Below are 21,350 nucleotides of genomic sequence, written 5' to 3'. Positions count from 1 at the left end.
GGGTAAGCGGAACATCTCGATGTTGCGGCTGGCTGTGCCGCGTCGCTTGCGCATTCGGTTCCACGGACAAGGCTACGGGCCTATGCCTGCTCGTTTCGGTCAAACCCGGCGCACCGCAGCCGCTCTCGCTTACTCAATCAAATCCCTGTACTTAGAAGGGCTTTCCCATGAGCAATACCCCTGAAGTTATCGAAGACGATCCCATCGAGGTGCGCAAGGCCAAGCGCCAGGCCATGCTCGATGCCGGCCAGAACCCCTATGGTCATGCGTTCGACTACAGCCATCACCTAGCCGAGCTCGAGCAGCTGTACGCGCACCTTGAGGACGGGGATTCCACCGAGGACCTGGTTAAGGTCGCCGGCCGTATCATGTCCAAGCGCGTTCAGGGCAAGATCGCCTTTCTGGGCCTGCGCGACGCCACAGGCGACATGCAGCTGTTCTGCCGCATCAACGAGCTGGGCGAAGAGGCCTTCGGCCGCTTGAAGGACCTTGATGTGGGCGACTGGATCGGCGTCGAGGGCGCTATGATGCGCACGCGTCGCGGCCAGCTGTCCGTGGCCGTCTCGTCCTTCGAGCTGCTCAGCAAGTCCATCCGCCCGCTGCCCGAGAAGTTCCACGGCCTGGCGGACAAGGAGACGCGTTATCGCCAGCGTTACGTCGACCTGGTCATGAACCCCGAGGTCAAGCAGGTCTTCGAGAAGCGCTTCAAGATCGTCGCCGCCATCCGCCGCTACATGGAGGACCAGGGCTTCTACGAGGTGGAAACCCCGTTTCTGCACCCCATCCTGGGCGGCGCGAACGCAAAGCCGTTCGTCACGCACTTCAACGCGCTCGATCGCGACTACTTTCTGCGCATCGCCACCGAGCTGCCGCTCAAGCGTCTGCTCGTAGGCGGTTTCGAGAAGGTGTTCGAGATCGGCCGTCAGTTCCGCAACGAGGGCATGGACCCGTACCACAACCCTGAGTTCACCACTATGGAGGCATACCAGGCCTTCTCCGACCTCAACGGCATGATGAACCTCACCGAGGGCTTCATCAAGGCGGCAGCTGAGGCTGCTTGCGGCACGCTCAAGGTCAGCTACCAGGGCGTCGACATCGACCTGTCCGGCCAGTGGCCGCGCGAGACCATGTGCGGTCTGGCAACGCGCTACGCCGGCGAAGAGGTGTCCTTCGACCGCAGCCGTGAGGACCTGGTGGCCATCCTGGAGAAGAACGGCGGACACGCCGAGGACGCCTGGGGCAAGGGCAAGCTCATCTCCGAGATCTTCGAGGCCGTGGCCGAGGAGAAGCTCATCCAGCCCGTGTTCGTCACCGAGCATCCGCTGGAGATCTCCCCGCTGGCCAAGAAGCTGCCGAACAACCCCGAGCTCACCGAGCGCTTCGAGCTGTTCATCTGCGGTCACGAGTATGCCAACGCCTTCAACGAGCTCAACGACCCGGTCGACCAGGCCGAGCGCTTCCGTGCGCAGGTCGAGGCCAAGGATATGGGCGACGACGAGGCCATGGGCTACGACGCCGACTATATCCGCGCGCTCGAGTACGGCATGCCCCCGGCAGGCGGCGTGGGCATCGGCATCGACCGTCTGACCATGTTGCTCACCGATTCTCCGACCATCCGCGATGTGCTGCTGTTCCCGCACATGCGCGACGAAGCCCCTGCCGGCGCCAAGCCCGCCGCACGTCCGGCTGCTCCGGCAGAGCAGCCCGCCGAGGAGCCCATCGACTTCTCCAAGGTGGTCGTCGAGCCGCTGTTCGCCGACGAGGTGGACTTCGACACGTTCAGCAAGTCCGACTTCCGCGCCGTGAAGGTCAAGGATTGCGTGGCCGTGCCGAAGAGCAAGAAGCTGCTGCAGTTCACGCTTGATGACGGTACGGGCGAAGATCGCACCATCCTGTCCGGCATCCACGCCTACTACGAGCCGGAGGAGCTGGTGGGTCGCACGCTCGTGGCCATCACCAACCTGCCGCCGCGCAAGATGATGGGCATCGCCTCCTGCGGCATGCTGCTGTCCGCCGTGCACGAGGAGAAGGTCGATGACGACACCACCGAGGAGCGTCTGAACCTGCTCATGGTCTCCGACCGTATCCCGGCAGGCGCCAAGCTGTACTAAGCGGCAAACCTTATATCGTGATTGCAAGAAAGCCCGCCTGGGTTAACCCAGGCGGGCTTTCTTTGTTTGGTGGAAGGCGAACGTGCGGTTGCGTTTCGCCGCTCGATCCTATGACGCGGTGCCGCGCCATAGGATCGTCCCGTTGCGGATGACGTTATGCCAGTGTTGCGGGTTTGATAGCCGCGTCGCTTTCGTCTTCGCTGCCGTTTTCGGCATCAACTTGCGCGAAGTGCTCCATGGCAAGCGTTCTGATCGTGGAGATGACGGGCACGCCCAAAAGCACGCCCAGAAGGCCGAACAGCGACCCGCCGGCGATCACGGCCACGAACACCCAGATGCTCGGCAGGCCCACCGACTGTCCCACCACGTTCGGGTAGATGAGGTGCCCCTCGATTTGCTGGAGGACCACCAGGAACACGATGAACTGCAGGGCCTGCATAGGATCTTGCGACAGGATCATCGCTGCACCCATGATGCCGCCGATCCACGCGCCGGCGAACGGGATGAGCGACGACACGCCCACGATAAGACCGATGGAGGCCGCATAGGGGAACTGCAGGATGGTGCCGCCGATAGCGCACAGGGCGCCCAGGATGATGGCCTCGATGCATTGCCCGCGGATGAAGCGCGAGAAGCAGTCGTTGGTGATGCTGCATGCGTGCAGCACGCGGCGACGCAGGGCCTCGCTGGGGATGAAGCTGGCCGCGCGCATGGCGCCGGCGTGCACGCGGTCCTTATCAAGCAGCAGGTACAGCGCGAACACCATGCCCAGCAGGATGGAAAGCGTCAGGTGGGCCACCTCGCCGCTGGTCTGCGCCACGATGCGCAGCGCCTGGTCGGTGCCGCCCATGGCGTCCAGGGCCTTTTGCCCGATGGAGTTCCAGGTGGCGTTGTCCAAGATCGGGATGGCTTGCGCACCGGGAAGGTTCGCGATGGCCTGCGATGCCATGGCCGCAGCTTCCGAAACGCCGGTGATGATGGCGGCGCCCACGGATTTGAACTCGCCGCCCACGAACGCGGTCAGCTCCGCAAGCGCCAAGGTGACGGCGGTGATGGCCAGGATGACGCAGATGGGGCGGCGCGTTTTCGCCACAAGCGCGCTGTTCGAGCGCGGAAACCACCGAGATTCGAGCGCCGCCGCTATGAAGTTCAGCAGATATGCCAGCACCGCGCCGATGGCCAGGGGCTCAAGGGCGGACCAGACGGTTGATAGGATGGAACATAGGTCGTCGAATCGGGCGACTGCCAGCGCCGCCACGGCAAGGGCGGCAACAAGGATAAGGGCGTAGCGTATGGTGTGCCTGTTCATGCGATCCTGTCGGTTGAAGGGGGATGGGCCGCGCTGCTGCGCGTTTCGCAACCAGTATAAGCGTGTGCATCGGTCAAGGCGCCGTGTTTGCGCGCTTGTCGACCTTTCGTGAAGAACCGCTTGCGGAATCCGGGTGAAAAGGGGCAAAAGGGGTCTAAAAGCGCTTCCGGTGTGTGCGGATTGCACGTAGCGGGGGCAACGGGCGTTGTGCGGCTCCGGGCTACCCTATTATGTATACGATACATAAACGGCTTAGCAGTCCCTTGACGGGAGTGCTAACATAAACAACCGAGACCATAATCATATGCCGCGAGAATCGAGGCTTCATGTCATTTGAGAAGTTCACGGACAAGGCGCGCAAGGTGCTCGTCTTGGCCCAGGACGAGGCACGCGCCCTGCATCAGCCTTATGTGGGCACCGAGCATATCCTGCTTGGCCTCATCCAGGAAAAGGACGGCCTTGCCGCCCAGGCCCTCGAGCGTCTGGGCGTGGCCTATGACGCCGTGGTGAAGGGCATTCGCGAGGTGGCCTCCATCGACGAGGGCGCCGACGTGTCCGGCCATCTTTCGTTCACCCCGCGCGTCAAGCGCGTGCTCGAGAACAGCCTGCGCGAGGCCATGCAGATGGGGCAGAGCTACATCTCCACCGAGCATCTGCTGCTCGGCATCGTGCGCGAGAACGAGGGCACGGCGCTCGACGTGCTCTCGCGCCTTGGCGTGAAGGGCGACGATATCCGCACCGCGCTCAACGACCTGGTGGGTCAAAGCCCCGTGTACGCGGGCCGCAACCCCTTTGAGGCGGCCGGCACCGTGCCCGACAGCGCCCTGAAGGAGTTCGGCACCGACCTTACGCAGAAAGCGCGCGACGGCAAACTCGACCCGGTCATCGGCCGCGCCGGCGAGATCGAGCGCGTCATGCAGATCCTCTCCCGCCGCCAGAAGAACAACCCGCTGCTTATCGGCGAGCCCGGCGTGGGCAAGACCGCCGTCGCCGAGGGCTTGGCGCAGCTCATCGTGTCCAACCAGGTTCCCGATATCCTGCGCGGCAAGCGCCTGCTCACGCTCGACGTGTCCGCCCTTGTGGCCGGCAGCAAGTACCGCGGCGAGTTCGAGGACCGCTTGAAGAAGTGCATCAAGGAGGTCAAGGACGCCGGCGACATCATCTTGTTCATCGACGAGATGCACACGCTCATCGGCGCGGGTTCTGCCGAGGGCTCCATCGACGCCGCCGCCATCCTCAAGCCGCCGCTGTCGCGCGGCGAGATCCAGGTCATCGGCGCCACCACCATCGACGAATACCGCAAGCATCTGGAGAAGGACAGCGCCCTCGAGCGCCGTTTCCAGCCCATCACGGTCGGCGAGCCCAACGAGGAGCAGGCGCTGCGCATCATGGAGGGCCTGCGCGACCGCTACGAGGCGCATCATCAGGTGCATTTCACCGACGAGGCGCTTCAGGCCGCCGTCACGCTGTCGGATCGCTATATCCAGGACCGCTTCCTGCCCGATAAGGCCATCGATGTCATGGACGAGGCGGGCGCCCGCATGCGCATCCGCAACATGACCTTGCCCGACGAGCTGCGCGAGATGGACGACAAGCTGCGCCAGATCCGCTCCGATAAGGACAAGGCCATCGCCGAGCAGGACTTCGAGCGCGCCGCCAAGTTGCGCGACCAGGAGTCCGCCGTGAAAGACGAGCGCGCCGCGGCCGAGAAGAAGTGGGCCGAAGATTCCCAGAAATCGGTGCATCAGGTAACGGCGCAGGACATTGCCGACGTCGTCTCCATGACCACCGGCGTGCCCGTGTCCAACCTCACCGAGGCCGAAACCGAGAAGCTGCTGCGCATGGAAGGTGTGCTGCACGAGCGCGTCATCGGCCAGGAAGAGGCCGTGACCGCGTTGTCGAAGGCCATCCGCCGCAGCCGCGCCGGTTTGAAGGACCCCAAGCGCCCCGCCGGCAGCTTCATCTTCCTGGGCCCGTCGGGCGTGGGCAAGACCGAGCTGTCCAAGGCGCTCGCCGAGTTCCTGTTCAGCTCTGAGGACGCGCTCATCAGCTTCGATATGTCCGAGTACATGGAGAAGCACTCCGTCAGCCGTCTGGTCGGCTCGCCTCCGGGCTATGTGGGCTTCGACGAGGGCGGCCAGCTCACCAAGGCAGTGCGCCAGCGCCCGTATTCGGTGGTGCTGTTCGACGAGATCGAGAAGGCTCATCCCGATGTGTTCAACATCCTGCTGCAGATCCTGGAGGAAGGTCGTCTGACCGACGCCCAGGGCCGCACGGTCGATTTCCGCAACACGGTCATCATCATGACGTCCAACGTCGGTGCCCGCGAGATCTCCGCGCCTACCACGCTCGGCTTCAGCCCCGAGGGCAAGGCGGGCCTTTCCGACAAGGAGATCAAATCCCGCGTTATGGGCGAGGTGAAAAAGCTGTTCAGGCCCGAGTTCTTGAACCGTATCGATGAGATCATCGTGTTCAAGTCCTTGACGCAGGAGCAGATCGTCGAGATCGCCAAGCTCATGGTGGCAGACCTGCGCGAGCGCTTGATCGCCCAGAACATGACCATCAACCTCACCGATGACGCCTACAAGCTCATCGCGAAGGAAGGCACCGACGCCGCCTATGGTGCCCGCCCGCTGCGCCGCGCCATCCAGCGCCTGCTGGAGGACCCGCTGTCCGAGGAGCTGCTCGAGGGCAAGTGGACGTCCGGCTCGGTCATCCAGGCCAACGTTTCCGAGGACGGCGAAAGCCTTGCGTTCGCCCCCGGCACGGGCTCCATCCCTGCGCCGCGCAAGCACGATAACATCGCGCGCGACGCCGAGCTTCTTCTCACGAACTTCGATCTGGGCCACGCCGGCGTCTCCGGCTCGGGCGGGTCGGCAAGCGGCGGCGCTGCGGATTAAGGTTCCGGTTGCTCCCGCTGCGCCCTGCTTGGGCCGGCTGGGGAGCGCCTGCCACGCGCTCTTTTTCCATACAGCGCGTAGCGTGCCTGCGAAAACGCGGCAGTTGCTTTAGAATGTAAGGCGGTCCCGAAAGGGGCCGCCTCATTTGTTTTCGACGGAAAGAGGAAACCATGCCCAAGACCGTTGACCCGGTGTTCTCGTCCTCGGTGCTCGCCGCGGCCGATCTGGCCACGGCGCTCGACATCGATGCGCTCACGCAATCCTTGGCCGGCCTTGAGGGCAAGGTCGACAAGAACCCGAAGACGGCGGCCATCATCTTGGCCGGCGGCACGGGCGAGCGTTTCGGCAAGGAAGGCGGCAAGCAGCTGGTGGAAATCGGCGGCAAGCCGATTCTCACCTGGTCGGTCGAGGCCTTCGACGCCGTAGGCGACATCGGCCTCATCGTCATCGTCTGCCCGGCCGAACGTCAGGGCGAGTACCTGAGCAAGGCCGTCGACCCCTTCTCGTTCGCCACGCCCATCGTGGTCGCCGCGGCGGGCTCCACGCGTCAGGAATCAGCGTTTTCCGGCCTTGAGCTGGTGCCCGAGGAGTTCGAGTACGTGGTCATGCACGACGGCGCGCGCCCGCTCATCTCGGCCGATCTGATCGCCCATACCATCGCCACGCTCAAGGGCAACATCGACGCCGATGGCGCTGTGGTGGCCCATCCCGCCATCGATACGCTCAAGGTGGTGGAAAACGGCGTTATCGTGGGCACGCCAGACCGCAGCGTGTTCTGGAACGCGCAAACCCCGCAGGTCTTCCGCGCGGGCATCTACCGCCGTGCTCACGCCTCGGCGCTTTCCGACGGCTTCGTCGGCACCGATGACAGCTCCTTGATCGAGCGTCTCGGCGGCCGCGTCCTTGTGGTGGAGGGCAAGCGCGACAACATCAAGCTCACTGTGCCGGAGGATTACCTCATGCTCGTCGCCGCCGTGCGCGAGCGCTATCTCAAGCAGAAAGGCGAGCAGGAGCAATGAGCCTGGAATTCAACGCCCTGCGCATAGGGCAGGGCTACGACGTGCATAAGCTGGTCGAGGGCCGCAAGCTCATCATCGGCGGGGTGGATATCCCGCATGCCTTGGGCTTGCTCGGTCACTCCGACGCCGATGTGCTCGCGCATGCCGTGGCCGATGCGCTGCTCGGAGCCATCCGCGGCGGCGATATCGGCAAGCTCTTCCCCGACACCGATCCCGAATGGGAGGGGGCCGATTCCATGAAGCTGCTGGCGGCTGTAGCGGACAAGGTACGCGAAGAGGGCTACCAGATCATCGACGTCGATAGCGTCATCGCAGCTCAGGCGCCGAAGATGGCGCCGCATCGCCAGCAGATGCGCGAGAACTTGGCAGCCGCCATGGGTATCGCGGTCGACAACGTCGGCGTGAAGGCGACCACCACCGAGCACCTGGGTTTCGAGGGCCGTCAGGAGGGCATCTCCGCCACGGCCGTGGCCCTGCTGGCGCGATGTAGCTAGTTCGGGCGCGGTTTTCGCAACGCCCGGTCCCTTCGCAGCCTTCGTCAACCCGCCGCACCATGCGGCATGCACATAGAACAGGAATGCAAATGCTTAAGATCTACGACACCAAACTTCGTGAAAAGGTGCCTTTCGAGTCGCTCGAGCACGGGAAGATCGGCATGTACGTGTGCGGTCCCACCGTGTACAACTACATCCATATCGGCAATGCCCGTACGTTCGTCAGCTTCGACGTCATCCGCCGCTACCTCTCCTGGCGCGGCTTCGACGTGAAATTCGTCTCCAATATCACCGACGTCGATGACAAGATCATCAAGAAGGCCAACGAAGAGGGCCGCAGCGCAGCCGAGGTTGCCGCCGAGTATTCGCAGGCATTCCTTGATGATATGCACGCCATGAACGTGCAGGACCCCGATGTACGCCCGCGCGCAACCGAGGAGATCCCTGAGATGATCCAGCTCATCCAGGAGCTCATCGATGGCGGCCACGCGTACGAGGTCGAGGGCGACGTCTACTTCAGCGTGCGCAGCTACGCTGATTACGGTGCGCTGTCCGGTCGCAACATCGACGAGATGGAAGGTGGTCATCGCGAGCTGCGCGCCGACGGCCAGGGCCTGGAAGACCGCAAGCGCGACCATCTCGACTTCGCGCTGTGGAAGGCCGCCAAGCCCGGCGAGCCTTCTTGGGAAAGCCCGTGGGGCCAGGGTCGTCCCGGCTGGCACATCGAGTGCTCGGCCATGTCGCGCAAGTACCTGGGTCTGCCCTTCGACATCCACGGCGGCGGTGCCGACCTGGTGTTCCCACATCATGAGAACGAGCGCGCCCAGTCCGAGGCCGCATGCGGCTGCACCTTCGCCAATCACTGGATGCACAGCGGCATGCTGCAGATCAACCACGAGAAGATGAGCAAGTCGCTGGGCAATTTCCTGCTGTTGCGCGACATCCTCAAGACCACGTCCCCCGATGTGCTGCGTTTCCTTATGCTGCAAACCCATTACCGCAGCCCGCTCGATTTCTCCGACGAGCGTCTTGACGAGGCTGCATCCGCGCTTTCCCGCATCGAGAACGCCGTGCGCAACCTTGATTGGCAGATGAAGAACGCCCAGGATGTGCCCAGCCCGCTTGATACCCAGGCCATCCTGAAGCAGACGAAGTCCACGCGCGTCGAGTTCGTCCTGGCCATGGACGACGACTTCAACGCTCCGCGCGCGCTGGGCGAGGTGTTCGACCTGGTCGGTTTCGCGAACACCCAGATCGCCGACAAGACGCTTTCGCTCTCCGATGTCCCCTCCGTGCGCGATCTGCGCGAGACCATCACCACGCTCATGCGCGTGTTCGGCGTGGAGGTTGCTCCTCAGGATTGGGAGGATGCGCAGGAAGATGCGTATCCGGCCGAGGTCGTCGACCTGGCGAAACAGGTTGCCGGCTACGAAGGCTCGGATGCTCATGAGGCTGTCGACGCCCTGCTCGATGCCCGCGCCACCGCGCGTGCCGAGAAGAACTGGGCTGTGGCCGATGCCGTGCGCGATGGCCTTACGGGGCTGGGCTTCACCATTGAGGACACCCCTCAGGGTGCTCGCGTCAGCTACGACCCTTCCGAGGTCAAGTAGGCTAAAACCGACGTTGTTGGCCGCTGTGCCGCTTCGTTCCCATTCTCAACCCTGCGGGCGTGGCCGAAAGGCCGCGCCCGGTCTGGCCTGATGCAAGATGCGTTTTACCGGGCCTAGGGCAAAGGGTGCCGGATTTGCCGTGCGGCGTCCGGTTGGATGGGTTCGAGGCCGCGCGGCGGCTTTCGTGTTTGTACTGGATCGATTACTACGAAGATTGCTACCGATGACTGACTTTTCAACAACCGAGCTCCTTGCGCCTGCGGGCGGCCGCAGCCAGCTGGAGGCCGCCGTCCGTTTCGGGGCGGATGCGGTGTATTTGGCCGCCGACAGGTTCGGCATGCGTCAACGTGCCGAGAACTTCACGCTTGACGATATCCCGTCCGCCGCCGCCTTCGCGCACGCAGCGGGCGTGAAGGTGTACGTGACGGTGAACACGCTTATGAACCAGGCGGATATCGCCGCCTTGCCGTCGTATCTGGAGGCCCTTGACGCCTCGCGCGCCGATGCGCTCATCGTAAGCGACCTCGGCGCATTTTCCCTGGCGAAACGCTATGCTCCGCATATGGAGCTGCATGTGAGCACCCAGGCTTCCGTGATGAACGCCGAAGCTGCGCGCACCTGGCATGACCTGGGCGCATCGCGCGTGGTGGTCGCGCGCGAGATGAGCGTGGAGGATATCGCCGAGCTGCGTGCGCAGGCGCCGCGCGATCTTGAGATCGAGGCGTTCGTGCACGGCGCCATGTGCATGGCATTCTCGGGGCGCTGCATGTTGTCTGCCGCTATGACGGGGCGCTCGGGCAACAAGGGTTATTGCGCGCAGCCGTGCCGATGGAGCTATGCGCTGGTGGAGGAGAAACGCCCCGGCGCCTATTACCCCATTGAGGAGGACGTGCGCGGCACCTATGTCATGAACGCGCACGACCTGTGCATGATCGAGCATCTCGACGAGCTGGCGCAGGCTGGCGTCAGCTCATTCAAGATAGAGGGCCGCAATAAGCGTGCGTTCTACGTTGCCACGGTGGTGCATGCCTATCGGGCGGTCATGGATGGCGCCGACCCGTCCACGGTCATGTCCGACTTGCATGCCATTTCGCATCGCCCCTATGGCACTGGCTTCTATTTCGGCCAGCCAAGCCAACGCCAGGAGCGTGACGGCTATGACAAGGATTACCTGCATGCCGCCACGGTCACCGCATGCAGCCCGGAAGGGGAGGGCGGGTGGCGCATTGAGGCCACGTGCCATAACCGGTTCCGCGAAGGCGATGAGCTCGAGGCGCTTTCTCCGCGCAAGGCCATTGAAACGGCGAAGGTGAGGGGCCTCACCTGGCTGGTGCAGCCAAGCGAAGATCGTCCCAACCCGTCTCCCGAGCCCGTGCCGGTGGCGAATCGCACCATGGAAACCTATGCGTTCACCAGCGATATCGCATTGCAGCCGGGCGATCTGCTGCGCATTCGCGTGGATTCTGCTCCTCAAGGGGCGCAGGAAGTGAGGGCATGAGCGGTTCCGAGACAGCGTCCGCGGTGGAGGCGCCCAGTCGCGCTCGTGGCAACCTCATGATCTTGGTATTGGCGCTCAGCTGCTTCGTGTTCGGATGCGCATACCAGTACATCTTGGGCGTGCCCGATCAGGTCGCGCAAATCGCCGGTATCGATCTTTCCCAAGTTAGCCTCATGATGGGCGTCTACGGCGTGTGCAACGCCATCGGCACGCCGCTTCTGGTCATGGCGCTCACCTCGCGCGGCCCGAAGGCATTGCTGCTTGTCAGCCTCGCGCTTATGGCGGTGGGCATGGCCATTTGCGCCGCCACCCCCATCTATCCCGTCATTTTGACGGGCCGTGCCGTCATGGGCGTGGGCAACGGAACCTTCGCGGCAACCGCCTACATCGCGGCAAGCCGCATCGCCGGCCCTTCGCGCGCCGCCTCGGCCATGTCGAATGTGGCGCTGGGTTTCAGCGCTTCGTTCGTCTTCGCGCTTCCCGCCGCGCGTATGCTGCGCAACGTCATCACCTGGCAGCAGGCGTATTGGGTGCTCGTCGTTGCGGCATGCGTCGCGTTCGCGGTCATAGCGCTTATCGTGCGCGTGCCTGAAGCGCCAAGCTCGCCGGCGGCGCAGGGCCGTCACAGCGCCGATGCGCTGCGCGTGTTCCGCAATCCTTGCGTGGTGTTGCCCCTGATCTGCACTATGCTCATGTTCGTGGGGTACGCCTCCATGAACACCTACATCACGCCGTTCATGGAAAGCGTGCTTCCCCAGCCGGAGTGGGTGAGCGGCTCCCTGTTCGCCTTCGGGCTTATGAGCATGATCGGCTCGAAGGCAAGCGGCTGGGCAGCCGATCGCTTCGGCTCGGCTTCGGCGGTCATCGGCTGCGTTGCGCTTCAAGCGGTAACGCTGGTGGGGCTGGGTCTTGGCACGGGATCGTGGCTTGCGGCGCTGGCGGCGGCGTGTATGTGGACGGGCATATCTTGGGGATTCCTGCCGGCGCAGAATTCGTTCATCATGCTCAACGCCGGGGATGAGGCGGCGTTCGCCGTCAGCTTGTCGAACTCCTCGCTGCAGCTCGGCAGCGCGCTCGGGTCGTTCGCCGCGGGCGTGTTCATCACCTGCATGCCGCTTCTGGCGATGCCGTTCGTCTCCGCTGCTTTCACCGCTTGCGCGGTGGCTGCCGAAATCGCGGCGTTGCGTCTGTCCCGCAAGCCCCGCCGCGCACGGTAAGGCGAAAGGTTCCGCTGTTTTCGGTTTTCCGCATCCGTTCGGCTGTTTAGCGTGCAAAGGGCGTGCGCGGTAAAGCCGGTCGCTTGGCTCGTGCGATTCCTTTGTCCGTTCGGCGGTTTAACAGGCGAGCGGTTTGCGCGCCGGTGTAATATATGCCCAACAGATTCGATGCAGGGGTGCCCGGCGGCAACGTCGGCGCTGAGAGGGCGCAAGCCTAACCCTTTGAACCTGTCCAGGTAACGCTGGCGTAGGGAGCATCTCTCGTGCACGGACGAGGGCGCCATCTTCTACGGTAGCGTCCTCGTTTTTCGTTGCAAAGGAGAGAATATGATCGAACAAAATCAGCTCGAGGCATCCATCGCGAAGGCCGCCGCCAACGTGCGCGCCAACAATCCTCTGGCCGGGTCCATCACCAATACCGTCACTATCGATTTCGTGGCCAACGCCCAGCTTGCCGTCGGTGGATCGGCTGCCATGGTTTATCTGCCCGATGAGGGTGAAACCCTGGTTGCCGCAGGCGGCGCCGTGTACCTGAACATGGGCACGTTGTTCCCTATTTACGAGGAAACCATCCCGCGCACGGCGGCCGCGGCTCAGGCCGCCGGCAAGCCGTGGGTGCTCGATCCGGTGGGAATCGGCATCGGCAGCCTGCGCACCAAGCTGCTGTCCGAGCTCAAGCAGTATAAGCCCGCCATCGTGCGCGGCAACGCTTCCGAGATCATCGCGCTCGCCGGCCTGTGGGGTCTCGAGGGCACGGCCGACGACCTTTCGCGCGCCCGCGGCGTCGACACCGCCGATACGGTGGAGGCTGCACGCGCGGCTGCTATCGCGCTGGCTCGCTATACGGAAGGCGCCGTCGTCATCTCCGGCGAGTCCGACCTGGTCACCGACGGGCATTCGGTCGTCATCAGCCATGGCGGCAGCGCGCTTATGGGCAAGGTCACCGGCTTTGGCTGTTCGCAGGGCGGCGTGCTTGCCGTATATGCTACGCAAACCGATCCGTTCACGGCTGCTGTTGCCGCGGTGAACCACTACAATCTGGCGGGTGTCACGGCTGCAGCCGCCGCCGATGCTCCGGCAAGCTTCAAGGTGGCCTTCATCGACGAGCTGTTCCGTGCAACCCCCGAGGCGGTTGCCGGCAACTCCATCGAGATCCAGGAGGCATAGCATCGTGAACACGCTGGTTGCCGTGGCCATCGCCCCGTTCGGCGTGGGCGATGAGCTTGCACCCGAGGTGGCCGAGGTAGTTCGCGTCATCCGTGAATCGGGTCTGCCCAACAAGACCTATTCGATGTTCACCGAGATCGAAGGCGAATGGGACGAGGTTATGGCCGTGGTTCGCAACGCCACGTTCGTCTTGGCTCGGAAGGGCATCCGCACTGAGGTTATTCTGAAGGCCGACGTGCGTCCTGGGTTCGAGAACATGATGGAGCAGAAGGTTCGAAGCGTTGACGCAATTCTTGAAAGCAACGTTGCCGACGGAGATGCCGAAAAGGGAGAATAGCATGAGCATGCGAGATAATCTGGATATTTCCGCATATCTGGTCCTGGGCCCGGAAAACACCTTGGGCCGACCCGTTGCCGATGTGGTGGCCCAGGCCATCGCGGCAGGGTTCACCTGCGTGCAAATCCGCTCGAAGGAGTGCTCGACTCGCGAGCTCATCTCCTGCACGGCCCAGGCATCCGAGGTCATACGGCAGGCCGGTGCGCAAGACCGAGTGGCGCTGCTCATCGATGACCGCCTGGATGCGGTATATGCCGCTCGTCAGCAGGGCGTCAAGGTCGATGGCGTGCACGTTGGCCAGACCGATATCCCCGTCGAGGCGTGCCGTGCCCTGCTCGGCCCTGATGCGGTGGTCGGCCTTTCCGCTCGCGCGGACGAGATGCTCGAGTACGTGAAAACCGCCGATATGTCGCTGGTCGATTATCTGGGCGTCGGCCCGCTGCATGAGACGCCCACGAAAACCGACTGCGGTTTGGCGGCGGACGGTACCATTATCACGAAAAGCCTCGAAGACTTGGCGGCGCTCCATCAGGCAAGCCCCGTTCCCATCGTGGTTGGCGGGGGAGTGAAAGTGGCGGATATCCCCGCCGTCGCGCAAACCGGCGTCGATGGCTTCTTCGTGGTATCCGCGGTATGCGCCGCGCCCGACCCGCATGCAGCCGCCCAAGAGCTCGTGCAAGCATGGAACGCTGCGAAGCAAGCTAGCTAACGCAAACTGAAGCAAACGCAATGAAGGCCCGCTCGATCGAGCGGGCCTTACCTATTTATAAATGTATCGGCCGCGAAAAGTTCCTAGACACGATTCTATGCCGAGCATGCTTGCAAGGGAGAATCAATATAGGCAAGAGAAGCCTGCCTACGTCTTTGCGCGCTTGCGCTCGCGGCAGGTATCGATTCGGGCTAAACAAGTTGGCGCATCTGATCGGCGTTTCCGGCTTAATCCTGCAGCAGTTTCTCCGCGTACGCCAGCTTCACGCAGCAAACGAATACGTCAAGCGCCGCATCCAATTCCTCAACGGGCGGCAGGCTGGGGGCGATACGGATGTTGCTGTCGGCCGGGTCCTGCTTGTACGGCCAGGTGGCGCCTGCGCCCGTCATGGTGACGCCGGCTTTTTTGGCAAGCTCCACGATCCGCTTCGCGCATCCGGCGGGGGCGTTGAACGAGACGAAGTACCCGCCGCGCGGCTTGCTCCAGGTGCAGCCGCCGATTTCGCTCAGGCCTTCGGACAGCTTGCGGTCCACCAGCTCGAACTTGGGGCGCAGGATGGCGGCGTGCTTGGCCATGTGCTCCGTCAGGCCCTTCCCATCGTGCAGGAACTTCACGTGACGCAGCTGATTGAGCTTGTCATGGCCGATGATCTGCGGGCTCATATGCGCCTTCATGTCCGCGATGTTGGCGCTGCTTGCCGCCATTGCCGAAATGCCCGCACCGGGGAAGGTTACCTTGCTGGTGGAAGCGAACTTGAAGCAGCGGTCGGGATTTCCGGCATCATCGCAGGCGCGGCGGATATCGAGCAGCTGATCTTGCTGCGATGCGTCGTCGCTCAGATGATGGATGCCGTATGCGTTATCCCAGAAGATGCGGAAATCATCGGCTGCGCAGGACATGGCTGCCAAGCGGCGTACCACCTCGTCGGAATAGGTTGCGCCGCTGGGATTGGAATACTTCGGCACGCACCAGATGCCCTTGATAGAAGCGTCTTCGGCCACCAGGCGCTCTACCTCGTCCATATCCGGGCCGTCCTCGTTCATGGCAACGGGGATCATCTTGATGCCGAAGGCCTCGGTCACGCCGAAGTGCCTATCGTAACCCGGGCAGGGACACAGCCATTTCACCTCATCAAGCTTGCACCAAGGCGTATGGCCCAGCGTGCCGAACATCCAGCAACGAGCCATGGTGTCGTACATGATGTTCAGGCTGGAGTTGCCGAACACCATCACATGCTCGGCGTCGTCGTCGAGCATAACGGCCATAAGGCGCTTCGCCTCGGGAATGCCGTCGAGCACGCCGTAGTTTCGGCAGTCCGTGCCATCTTCGGCGGTGCAGTCGTCGACATCGGTGATGCACCTGAGCATGGGCATGCTCAGGTCAAGCTGTGCCCGGGAAGGCTTGCCGCGCGCCATGTTCAGAGCCAGCCCTTTCGCCTTGAAAGACTCGTATTCGCGGGTGAGCGCATCGCGCGTTGATTCCAACGCTTCATGGGCAAGCTCTGCGTAAGCTGGCATCGTGGTGCATCCTTTCGCCGTTTGCGGGGTAAGAACAATCGAAAACACCTACCTGAGGTAGGCGAAGTCAAGTATAATCCCAGCGTCAACGTAAACAATCGACCGGTCGTTAAATGCGTCCGTTTCCCGTATTTCGGCGATGCCGGCTGGAGGGCCGTGCGGCTTGCCTGGGGGACGGGCTTGAAAACGGCATAAGGGGCGGGCACAGAACATGGAAACGAATGATTTGCTGGTCGTTTTGGCCATGGTTATCTACTTCGTCGTGGTGCTGGCGGTGGGCTTCTCCTACGCCAAGCGCTCGAATTCCTCTACCGACGAGTACTTCATCGGCGGTCGCAAGGTGGGGCCGTGGTTCACGGCGCTGTCCGCCGAAGCGTCCGACATGTCGGGCTATCTGCTCATGGGCATCCCCGGTCTTGCTTACTTCTTCGGCGCCTCCGAGGCCATGTGGACCTGTATCGGCCTTGCAATCGGCACGTATTTGAACTGGCTGTTCGTGGCCAAGCGCCTGCGCCAGTACTCCGAGCGCGTGCACGCCATCACCATCCCGGCGTTCTTCTCCAACCGCTTCCATGACAAGAAGAACATCCTGTCCACGGTGGCGGCGGCCATCATCTTGCTGTTCTTCTGCGTATATACGGGCAGCTGCTTCGTCACCTGCGGCAAGCTGTTCCACACGCTGTTCGGCATCGACTATGCGGCCATGATGATCTTCGGCGCCGTGGTGGTGTTCGCATACACGCTGGTGGGCGGCTATCTTTCGGTTGTGGCAACCGATTTCATCCAGGGCTGCTTGATGTTCTTCGCCCTGGCCGTGGTGCTCATCGGCTCCATCGCCTCCGTTGGCGGTGTCGATGTGACGGTGGCTTTCCTGCAGAACATCCCCGGCTTCTTGAACGGCGGGCAGCTCACTACGCCCATCATCGACGCGGATACCGGCCTGCAGGCGGTCCAGGACGATCAGCCGCTGTTCGGCGAACCTACCGAATACGGCATCCTCACCATCATCTCCACCTTGGCTTGGGGCCTTGGCTACTTCGGCATGCCGCAGGTGCTCGTTCGCTTCCTGGGCATCCGCTCGGCTGAAGAGGTTCGCCAGTCGCGCATCATCGCCGTGGTGTGGGTCGTCATCTCCATGGTGTGCGCCCTGTGCATCGGCTTCATTGGCCGCGCCATGCTGCCCACCTATTTCGGCACCAATGCGGCTGCTGAGAACATCTTCATCGTCATCGCCCAGATGATTCTGCCCGCCTTCATGTGCGGCGTGGTGGTGTCCGGCATCCTGGCGGCGTCCATGTCCTCTGCTTCGTCGTATTTGCTCATCACCGGTTCCTCGGTTGCCGAGAACATCTTCCGAGGCATCATCAAGCGCGATGCCACCGATCGTCAGGTCATGATCGTTTCCCGCATCACGCTGGCAGTGGTCATGATCATCGGCATCGTCATCGCCCTCGACGAGAATTCCGTCATCTTCCGCGTCGTCTCCTATGCGTGGGCCGGCCTTGGCGCCTCGTTCGGCCCGCTCGTGCTGTGCAGCCTGTATTGGCGTCGCACGAACCTGCCCGGCGCCCTTGCGGGCATGCTCGGCGGAGCTATCACGGTAGTGGTTTGGCACAACCTCATCAAGCCGCTCGGCGGCGTGTTCGGCATCTACGAGCTTCTGCCTGCCTTCATCATCTCGCTCGTGTGCATCTTCGTGGTGTCGAAGCTCACGGCAGAGCCCTCGCAGGAGATCTATGATGAGTTCGATCACTACACCGAGGCTCGCATGGATGAGGATGTGAATCCTGCGGCCGCATAGCAACTGCGATACATATATAGGTGTTTCAACGGGGAAGGGACCTTGGGTTTCCTTCCCCGTTTGACGTTTGGGAAGGTTTGCGTAAAAGCATACGCATGAACTGGTTTTATGAACGCAAGCACACAAGCATTTTTCCTGCAACCGTTCTCCGTGCTATCATATGCGATGCTATTGCCCGTAATCACAGTACTTAAGCTCAATCTAGGAGGTTCTTGGATGAGCCAATCTATTATCGATCTCAGCAGGCGAGCATTCATCGGCGGCGCAGCAGCGCTTGGCGCCACGTCGCTTATCATCCCCGAGTTCGCGTTTGCTGAAACGGCCGCTGAAAAGCAGGCCGAGGCGGATGCCGTTCGCAACCAGCTGGTCGGCTTGCAGGCCGACCTGGAAACCGCCGGCGAAAACTACTATGCAGCTCTCGACGAGCAGGAAAGCGCCCAACGCTCCATGGAGGAGCAGCAGGTAAAGATCGACGAGACCACCGAGGAAATCGAAGGTCTGCAAGATCGTCTGAGCACGCGCGCCCGCAGCATGTACCGTTCCGGCTCCACCACGTTCATCGACTTTCTGCTCGGTGCCTCCTCTTTCGCCGAGTTTACCCAGAATTGGGAGCTGCTGAATCAGATCAACGCTAACGACGCCGATCTGGTCGATCAGACCAAGGCCGCTCGTGAGCAGCTTCAGGCAGCCAAAGACGAGTTCGCCCGTCAGGAACAGATCGCTGCCCAGAAGGCCGCAGAATGCAAGCAGATCCACGACGAGGTTCAGGTCAAGGTGCAAAATGCCACCGAGCTCATGAACTCCCTCGACGAAGAGGCGCGTGCCCTGCTTGAGCAGGAGCAGGCTGCGGCCGCTGCTGCAGCGGCCGCCCAGGCACAGGCCGAGGCCGAGGCTGCAGCTGCAGCTGCCGGCGGCAACGGTGGCGGAAACGACGGCGGCTACCAGGGTGGTGGAAGCAACGATGGCGGCAATCAGGGTGGCGGCAACGGCGGCGGCAATGATGGCGGCAACCAGGGCGGCGGCGGAAGCAGCAGCGGTGGCAGCACCATCGTCTATCCTGGCGGCGGCGGTTCCGCTGGCGACAACAGCGCTGCGTATTCTTACGCCTGCTCGCGTATCGGCTGCCCGTACGTGTGGGGCGCTGAGGGACCGGATTCGTTCGATTGCTCCGGTTTGGTCACGTGGGCATATCGTCAGCTTGGCATTGAACTGCCGCATCAAAGCGAGGCTCAGATGGCTCGTGCTACTCGAGTGGTATCCGTCAGCGAGGCGCGTCCGGGTGATGTTTTGTGGCGTTACGGCCACGTGGGAATCGCCGGCGGCTACGGCGGAACTCCCTATGTGCATGCTCCCACGTTCGGCGCATGCGTCCGCAATACCGACTCGCTTTCGTGGTCGAACTTCACGAACGCGTTGCAGTTCTAGAAGGCATAGACTCTAGAAGACATAGCCTGATTAGCATGTAATCGGGGGAAGGCATACGGGCCTTCCCCCGATTTGTTTTAGAACGCATGATCAATAGGCCATGTGCAATGCCTTAAGAGGGAAGTTATGGCTCCAAAGGCTGCGGAGCTCTCATTACAGATAACGTTACGCATGGCAGGGAAGAGAATAGGCTTCGCTCAAATGATGCCAACGCCGCTATAGGATAAAGCTGAACAGGGAAAACAATCCCTGCTTTACGAAGGAGAGGCTCAGCGCACGTAAGAGAAGTTCCATCTTTCAAAAAAAGTTGAAAAAAGGGGTTGCCACAACGTCCACTATCCCGTAATATATTACCTCGCTTGCGGAGCTCACGACAGCGAGCTTCGAAGTGGAACGCCTGCTGGAAAGCCGAACAGCTTACAGCAACGGGTGATGAGGATTCAAAACTTTGTGAAGGTTTGAAGAGGATACACCCGGGGCCGTGTAAAGGGTTGACACGGTTTCTTAGCTAGCGTATGATTCCACTGCTCGCGCGTTCGGGTTCTCACCGATCCGCAAGCAGGCAGCTTGATAAATGCACATGAATTAAGCAGCGAAACATGGGCGTGTGCCCGAGTGGTTAAAGGGGACGGGCTGTAAACCCGTTGACTCTGTCTACCTAGGTTCGAATCCTAGCGCGCCCACCATCTTTCGCCTGTGTAGCTCAGTCGGTAGAGCACTTCCTTGGTAAGGAAGAGGTCGTCGGTTCAAGTCCGATCGCAGGCTCCAGCTTTTTGGCGGTGTAGCTCAGTTGGTTAGAGCACACGGTTCATACCCGTGGCGTCACTGGTTCGAATCCAGTCACCGCTACCAATACTTACACTGCGCCCGATTTATCGGGCGCTTTATTTTAGATTCGTTTCGCGAAAGCGATCCTTATAAGGAGGATGAAACATGGCTAAGGAGAAGTTCGAGCGTTCCAAGCCGCATGTTAACATCGGCACCATCGGTCACGTTGACCACGGTAAGACGACGCTGACTGCTGCTATTTCCAAGACGCTGTCCGAGAACGATGGCTCCCATGGCACCGCTCATGCTGACTTCACCGCCTTCGAGAACATCGACAAGGCTCCCGAGGAGCGCGAGCGTGGCATCACGATTTCCATTGCTCACATCGAGTACGAGACCGATCAGCGTCATTATGCTCACGTTGACTGCCCTGGTCACGCTGACTACGTCAAGAACATGATCACCGGTGCTGCCCAGATGGACGGCGCTATCCTGGTTATCGCTGCTACCGACGGCCCCATGGCTCAGACCCGCGAGCACATCCTGCTCGCCCGTCAGGTCGGCGTTCCCTACATCGTCGTCTTCCTGAACAAGTGCGACATGGTCGACGACGAGGAGCTCATCGAGCTCGTCGAGATGGAGACCCGCGAGCTGCTGACCGAGTACGAGTTCCCCGGAGACGACATCCCGGTCATCCGCGGTTCTGCTCTGAAGGCCCTGGAGGGCGACAAGGAGTGGCAGGACAAGGTTTGGGAGCTCATGGACGCTGTTGACTCCTACATCCCCACGCCGGAGCGCGACGTTGACAAGCCGTTCCTGATGGCTGTCGAGGATACCATGACCATCACCGGCCGTGGTACCGTTGCTACCGGTCGTGTCGAGCGTGGCGTTCTGCATGTGAATGACCCGCTGGAGATTGTCGGTATCAAGGAGACCCAGAACACGGTCTGCACCGGCATCGAGATGTTCCGCAAGCTGCTGGACGAGGCTCAGGCTGGCGACAACATCGGCTGCCTGCTCCGTGGCATCAAGCGCGAGGACATCGAGCGTGGCCAGGTTCTCTGCAAGCCTGGTAGCGTTACCCCGCACCAGAAGTTCGAGGGCCAGGTCTACATCCTGACCAAGGAAGAGGGCGGCCGTCACACCCCGTTCTTCGATGGCTATCGTCCGCAGTTCTACTTCCGCACCACCGACATCACCGGTGTTGCTCACCTGCCCGAGGGCACCGAGATGGTTATGCCTGGCGACAACGTGACCATCACTGCTGAGCTGATTCACCCGGTGGCAATGGAGGAAGGCCTCCGCTTCGCTATCCGCGAGGGTGGCCGCACCGTTGGTTCTGGTCGAGTGACCAAGATCATCGCTTAGTTTTAAGCTGCAGCTTTCAAAGGGCCCGCTTACGGGCGGGCCCTTTCTTAAGATTCATGTGTATGCGTTCAAGCTTGTTTGAATACGGCTTATAAGGAGA

15 protein-coding genes, 3 tRNA genes and 1 riboswitch are annotated in these 21,350 nt (G+C 62.0%); of the genes, 16 read left to right on the top strand and 2 right to left on the bottom strand.

Annotation, left to right across the window (positions count from 1 at the left end):
• The first annotated feature begins 167 nt into the window (after nt 1-167).
• Nucleotides 168-2,111, top strand: coding sequence for a lysine--tRNA ligase (gene lysS, locus RDW26_RS07065; protein WP_307983044.1), 1,944 nt, complete (start codon nt 168-170; stop codon nt 2,109-2,111).
• Between the two features lie 154 nt (nt 2,112-2,265).
• Here the strand turns inward: lysS and RDW26_RS07060 are convergent, their stop codons facing one another.
• Nucleotides 2,266-3,420 (bottom strand): AI-2E family transporter, encoded by a 1,155-nt coding sequence (locus RDW26_RS07060; protein ID WP_307983043.1) that lies wholly within the window; start codon nt 3,418-3,420, stop codon nt 2,266-2,268.
• A gap of 326 nt (nt 3,421-3,746) precedes the next feature.
• Here RDW26_RS07060 and RDW26_RS07055 point away from each other — a divergent pair, with 326 nt between their 5' ends.
• From RDW26_RS07055 to RDW26_RS07015, 9 genes are all read left to right on the top strand, one after another.
• Complete coding sequence (locus tag RDW26_RS07055; protein ID WP_307983042.1) at nt 3,747-6,320, top strand: ATP-dependent Clp protease ATP-binding subunit; 2,574 nt, start codon at nt 3,747-3,749, stop codon at nt 6,318-6,320.
• A gap of 170 nt (nt 6,321-6,490) precedes the next feature.
• Nucleotides 6,491-7,339, top strand: a complete 849-nt coding sequence (gene ispD, locus RDW26_RS07050; RefSeq protein WP_042434753.1) for a 2-C-methyl-D-erythritol 4-phosphate cytidylyltransferase — start codon at nt 6,491-6,493, stop codon at nt 7,337-7,339.
• The gene (ispF, locus tag RDW26_RS07045; protein WP_307983041.1) at nt 7,336-7,833 is read left to right on the top strand and encodes a 2-C-methyl-D-erythritol 2,4-cyclodiphosphate synthase; all 498 of its coding nucleotides are present in this window, start codon (nt 7,336-7,338) and stop codon (nt 7,831-7,833) included. The genes ispD and ispF overlap by 4 nt, the downstream gene beginning before the upstream one ends.
• 89 nt (nt 7,834-7,922) lie before the next feature.
• Nucleotides 7,923-9,443 carry a cysteine--tRNA ligase gene (gene cysS, locus RDW26_RS07040; protein ID WP_307983040.1) on the top strand — a complete coding sequence of 507 codons (1,521 nt, stop codon included), beginning with the start codon at nt 7,923-7,925 and terminating at the stop codon, nt 9,441-9,443.
• A 223-nt stretch (nt 9,444-9,666) separates the two neighbouring features.
• Entirely contained in the window at nt 9,667-10,941 is a 1,275-nt protein-coding gene (locus RDW26_RS07035; protein ID WP_307983039.1) for a U32 family peptidase, read from the top strand.
• Nucleotides 10,938-12,158: an MFS transporter gene (locus tag RDW26_RS07030; protein ID WP_307983038.1), complete on the top strand. Its 1,221-nt coding sequence runs from the start codon at nt 10,938-10,940 to the stop codon at nt 12,156-12,158. The genes RDW26_RS07035 and RDW26_RS07030 overlap by 4 nt, the downstream gene beginning before the upstream one ends.
• 162 nt (nt 12,159-12,320) lie before the next feature.
• Nucleotides 12,321-12,429, top strand: a riboswitch (TPP riboswitch).
• A gap of 56 nt (nt 12,430-12,485) precedes the next feature.
• Nucleotides 12,486-13,325 carry a hydroxyethylthiazole kinase gene (thiM, locus tag RDW26_RS07025; protein ID WP_307983037.1) on the top strand — a complete coding sequence of 280 codons (840 nt, stop codon included), beginning with the start codon at nt 12,486-12,488 and terminating at the stop codon, nt 13,323-13,325.
• Nucleotides 13,326-13,329: 4 nt separating this feature from the next.
• A complete protein-coding gene (locus RDW26_RS07020) occupies nt 13,330-13,662 on the top strand; it encodes a thiamine-binding protein (RefSeq protein ID WP_307983036.1) in 333 nt (110 codons plus the stop codon).
• A 1-nt stretch (nt 13,663) separates the two neighbouring features.
• Nucleotides 13,664-14,371, top strand: coding sequence for a thiamine phosphate synthase (locus RDW26_RS07015; RefSeq protein ID WP_298627408.1), 708 nt, complete (start codon nt 13,664-13,666; stop codon nt 14,369-14,371).
• Between the two features lie 227 nt (nt 14,372-14,598).
• Here the strand turns inward: RDW26_RS07015 and RDW26_RS07010 are convergent, their stop codons facing one another.
• Nucleotides 14,599-15,888: an aminotransferase gene (locus RDW26_RS07010; protein WP_307983035.1), complete on the bottom strand. Its 1,290-nt coding sequence runs from the start codon at nt 15,886-15,888 to the stop codon at nt 14,599-14,601.
• 211 nt (nt 15,889-16,099) lie between these two features.
• Between RDW26_RS07010 and RDW26_RS07005 the strand changes: the two genes are divergently transcribed.
• From RDW26_RS07005 to tuf, 6 genes are all read left to right on the top strand, one after another.
• Entirely contained in the window at nt 16,100-17,689 is a 1,590-nt protein-coding gene (locus tag RDW26_RS07005; protein ID WP_298627404.1) for a sodium/proline symporter, read from the top strand.
• A gap of 216 nt (nt 17,690-17,905) precedes the next feature.
• Entirely contained in the window at nt 17,906-19,114 is a 1,209-nt protein-coding gene (locus RDW26_RS07000; protein WP_298627402.1) for an NlpC/P60 family protein, read from the top strand.
• A gap of 601 nt (nt 19,115-19,715) precedes the next feature.
• A tRNA-Tyr gene (locus RDW26_RS06995) sits at nt 19,716-19,800 on the top strand.
• Between the two features lie 6 nt (nt 19,801-19,806).
• Nucleotides 19,807-19,882 (top strand) — tRNA-Thr (locus RDW26_RS06990).
• Nucleotides 19,883-19,889: 7 nt separating this feature from the next.
• Nucleotides 19,890-19,966, top strand: a tRNA-Met gene (locus RDW26_RS06985).
• An 81-nt stretch (nt 19,967-20,047) separates the two neighbouring features.
• Complete coding sequence (tuf, locus tag RDW26_RS06980; protein WP_298627400.1) at nt 20,048-21,250, top strand: elongation factor Tu; 1,203 nt, start codon at nt 20,048-20,050, stop codon at nt 21,248-21,250.
• Nucleotides 21,251-21,350 lie beyond the last annotated feature (100 nt).

This window comes from uncultured Senegalimassilia sp., from assembly GCF_902464545.1.
Classification (GTDB): Bacteria; Actinomycetota; Coriobacteriia; order Coriobacteriales; family Eggerthellaceae; genus Senegalimassilia.
The sequence above is the reverse complement of the archived record's forward strand: the minus strand, read 5'-3'. Positions and strand labels throughout refer to the sequence as shown.

What these genes read in the sequence shown, in the direction of transcription:
- lysS (WP_307983044.1), top strand. Translation starts at nt 168, where the DNA reads ATGAGCAATACCCCTGAAGTTATCGAAGACGATCCCATCGAGGTGCGC.
- RDW26_RS07060 (WP_307983043.1), bottom strand. Translation starts at nt 3,420, where the DNA reads ATGAACAGGCACACCATACGCTACGCCCTTATCCTTGTTGCCGCCCTT.
- RDW26_RS07055 (WP_307983042.1), top strand. Translation starts at nt 3,747, where the DNA reads ATGTCATTTGAGAAGTTCACGGACAAGGCGCGCAAGGTGCTCGTCTTG.
- ispD (WP_042434753.1), top strand. Translation starts at nt 6,491, where the DNA reads ATGCCCAAGACCGTTGACCCGGTGTTCTCGTCCTCGGTGCTCGCCGCG.
- ispF (WP_307983041.1), top strand. Translation starts at nt 7,336, where the DNA reads ATGAGCCTGGAATTCAACGCCCTGCGCATAGGGCAGGGCTACGACGTG.
- cysS (WP_307983040.1), top strand. Translation starts at nt 7,923, where the DNA reads ATGCTTAAGATCTACGACACCAAACTTCGTGAAAAGGTGCCTTTCGAG.
- RDW26_RS07035 (WP_307983039.1), top strand. Translation starts at nt 9,667, where the DNA reads ATGACTGACTTTTCAACAACCGAGCTCCTTGCGCCTGCGGGCGGCCGC.
- RDW26_RS07030 (WP_307983038.1), top strand. Translation starts at nt 10,938, where the DNA reads ATGAGCGGTTCCGAGACAGCGTCCGCGGTGGAGGCGCCCAGTCGCGCT.
- thiM (WP_307983037.1), top strand. Translation starts at nt 12,486, where the DNA reads ATGATCGAACAAAATCAGCTCGAGGCATCCATCGCGAAGGCCGCCGCC.
- RDW26_RS07015 (WP_298627408.1), top strand. Translation starts at nt 13,664, where the DNA reads ATGAGCATGCGAGATAATCTGGATATTTCCGCATATCTGGTCCTGGGC.
- RDW26_RS07010 (WP_307983035.1), bottom strand. Translation starts at nt 15,888, where the DNA reads ATGCCAGCTTACGCAGAGCTTGCCCATGAAGCGTTGGAATCAACGCGC.
- RDW26_RS07005 (WP_298627404.1), top strand. Translation starts at nt 16,100, where the DNA reads ATGGAAACGAATGATTTGCTGGTCGTTTTGGCCATGGTTATCTACTTC.
- RDW26_RS07000 (WP_298627402.1), top strand. Translation starts at nt 17,906, where the DNA reads ATGAGCCAATCTATTATCGATCTCAGCAGGCGAGCATTCATCGGCGGC.
- tuf (WP_298627400.1), top strand. Translation starts at nt 20,048, where the DNA reads ATGGCTAAGGAGAAGTTCGAGCGTTCCAAGCCGCATGTTAACATCGGC.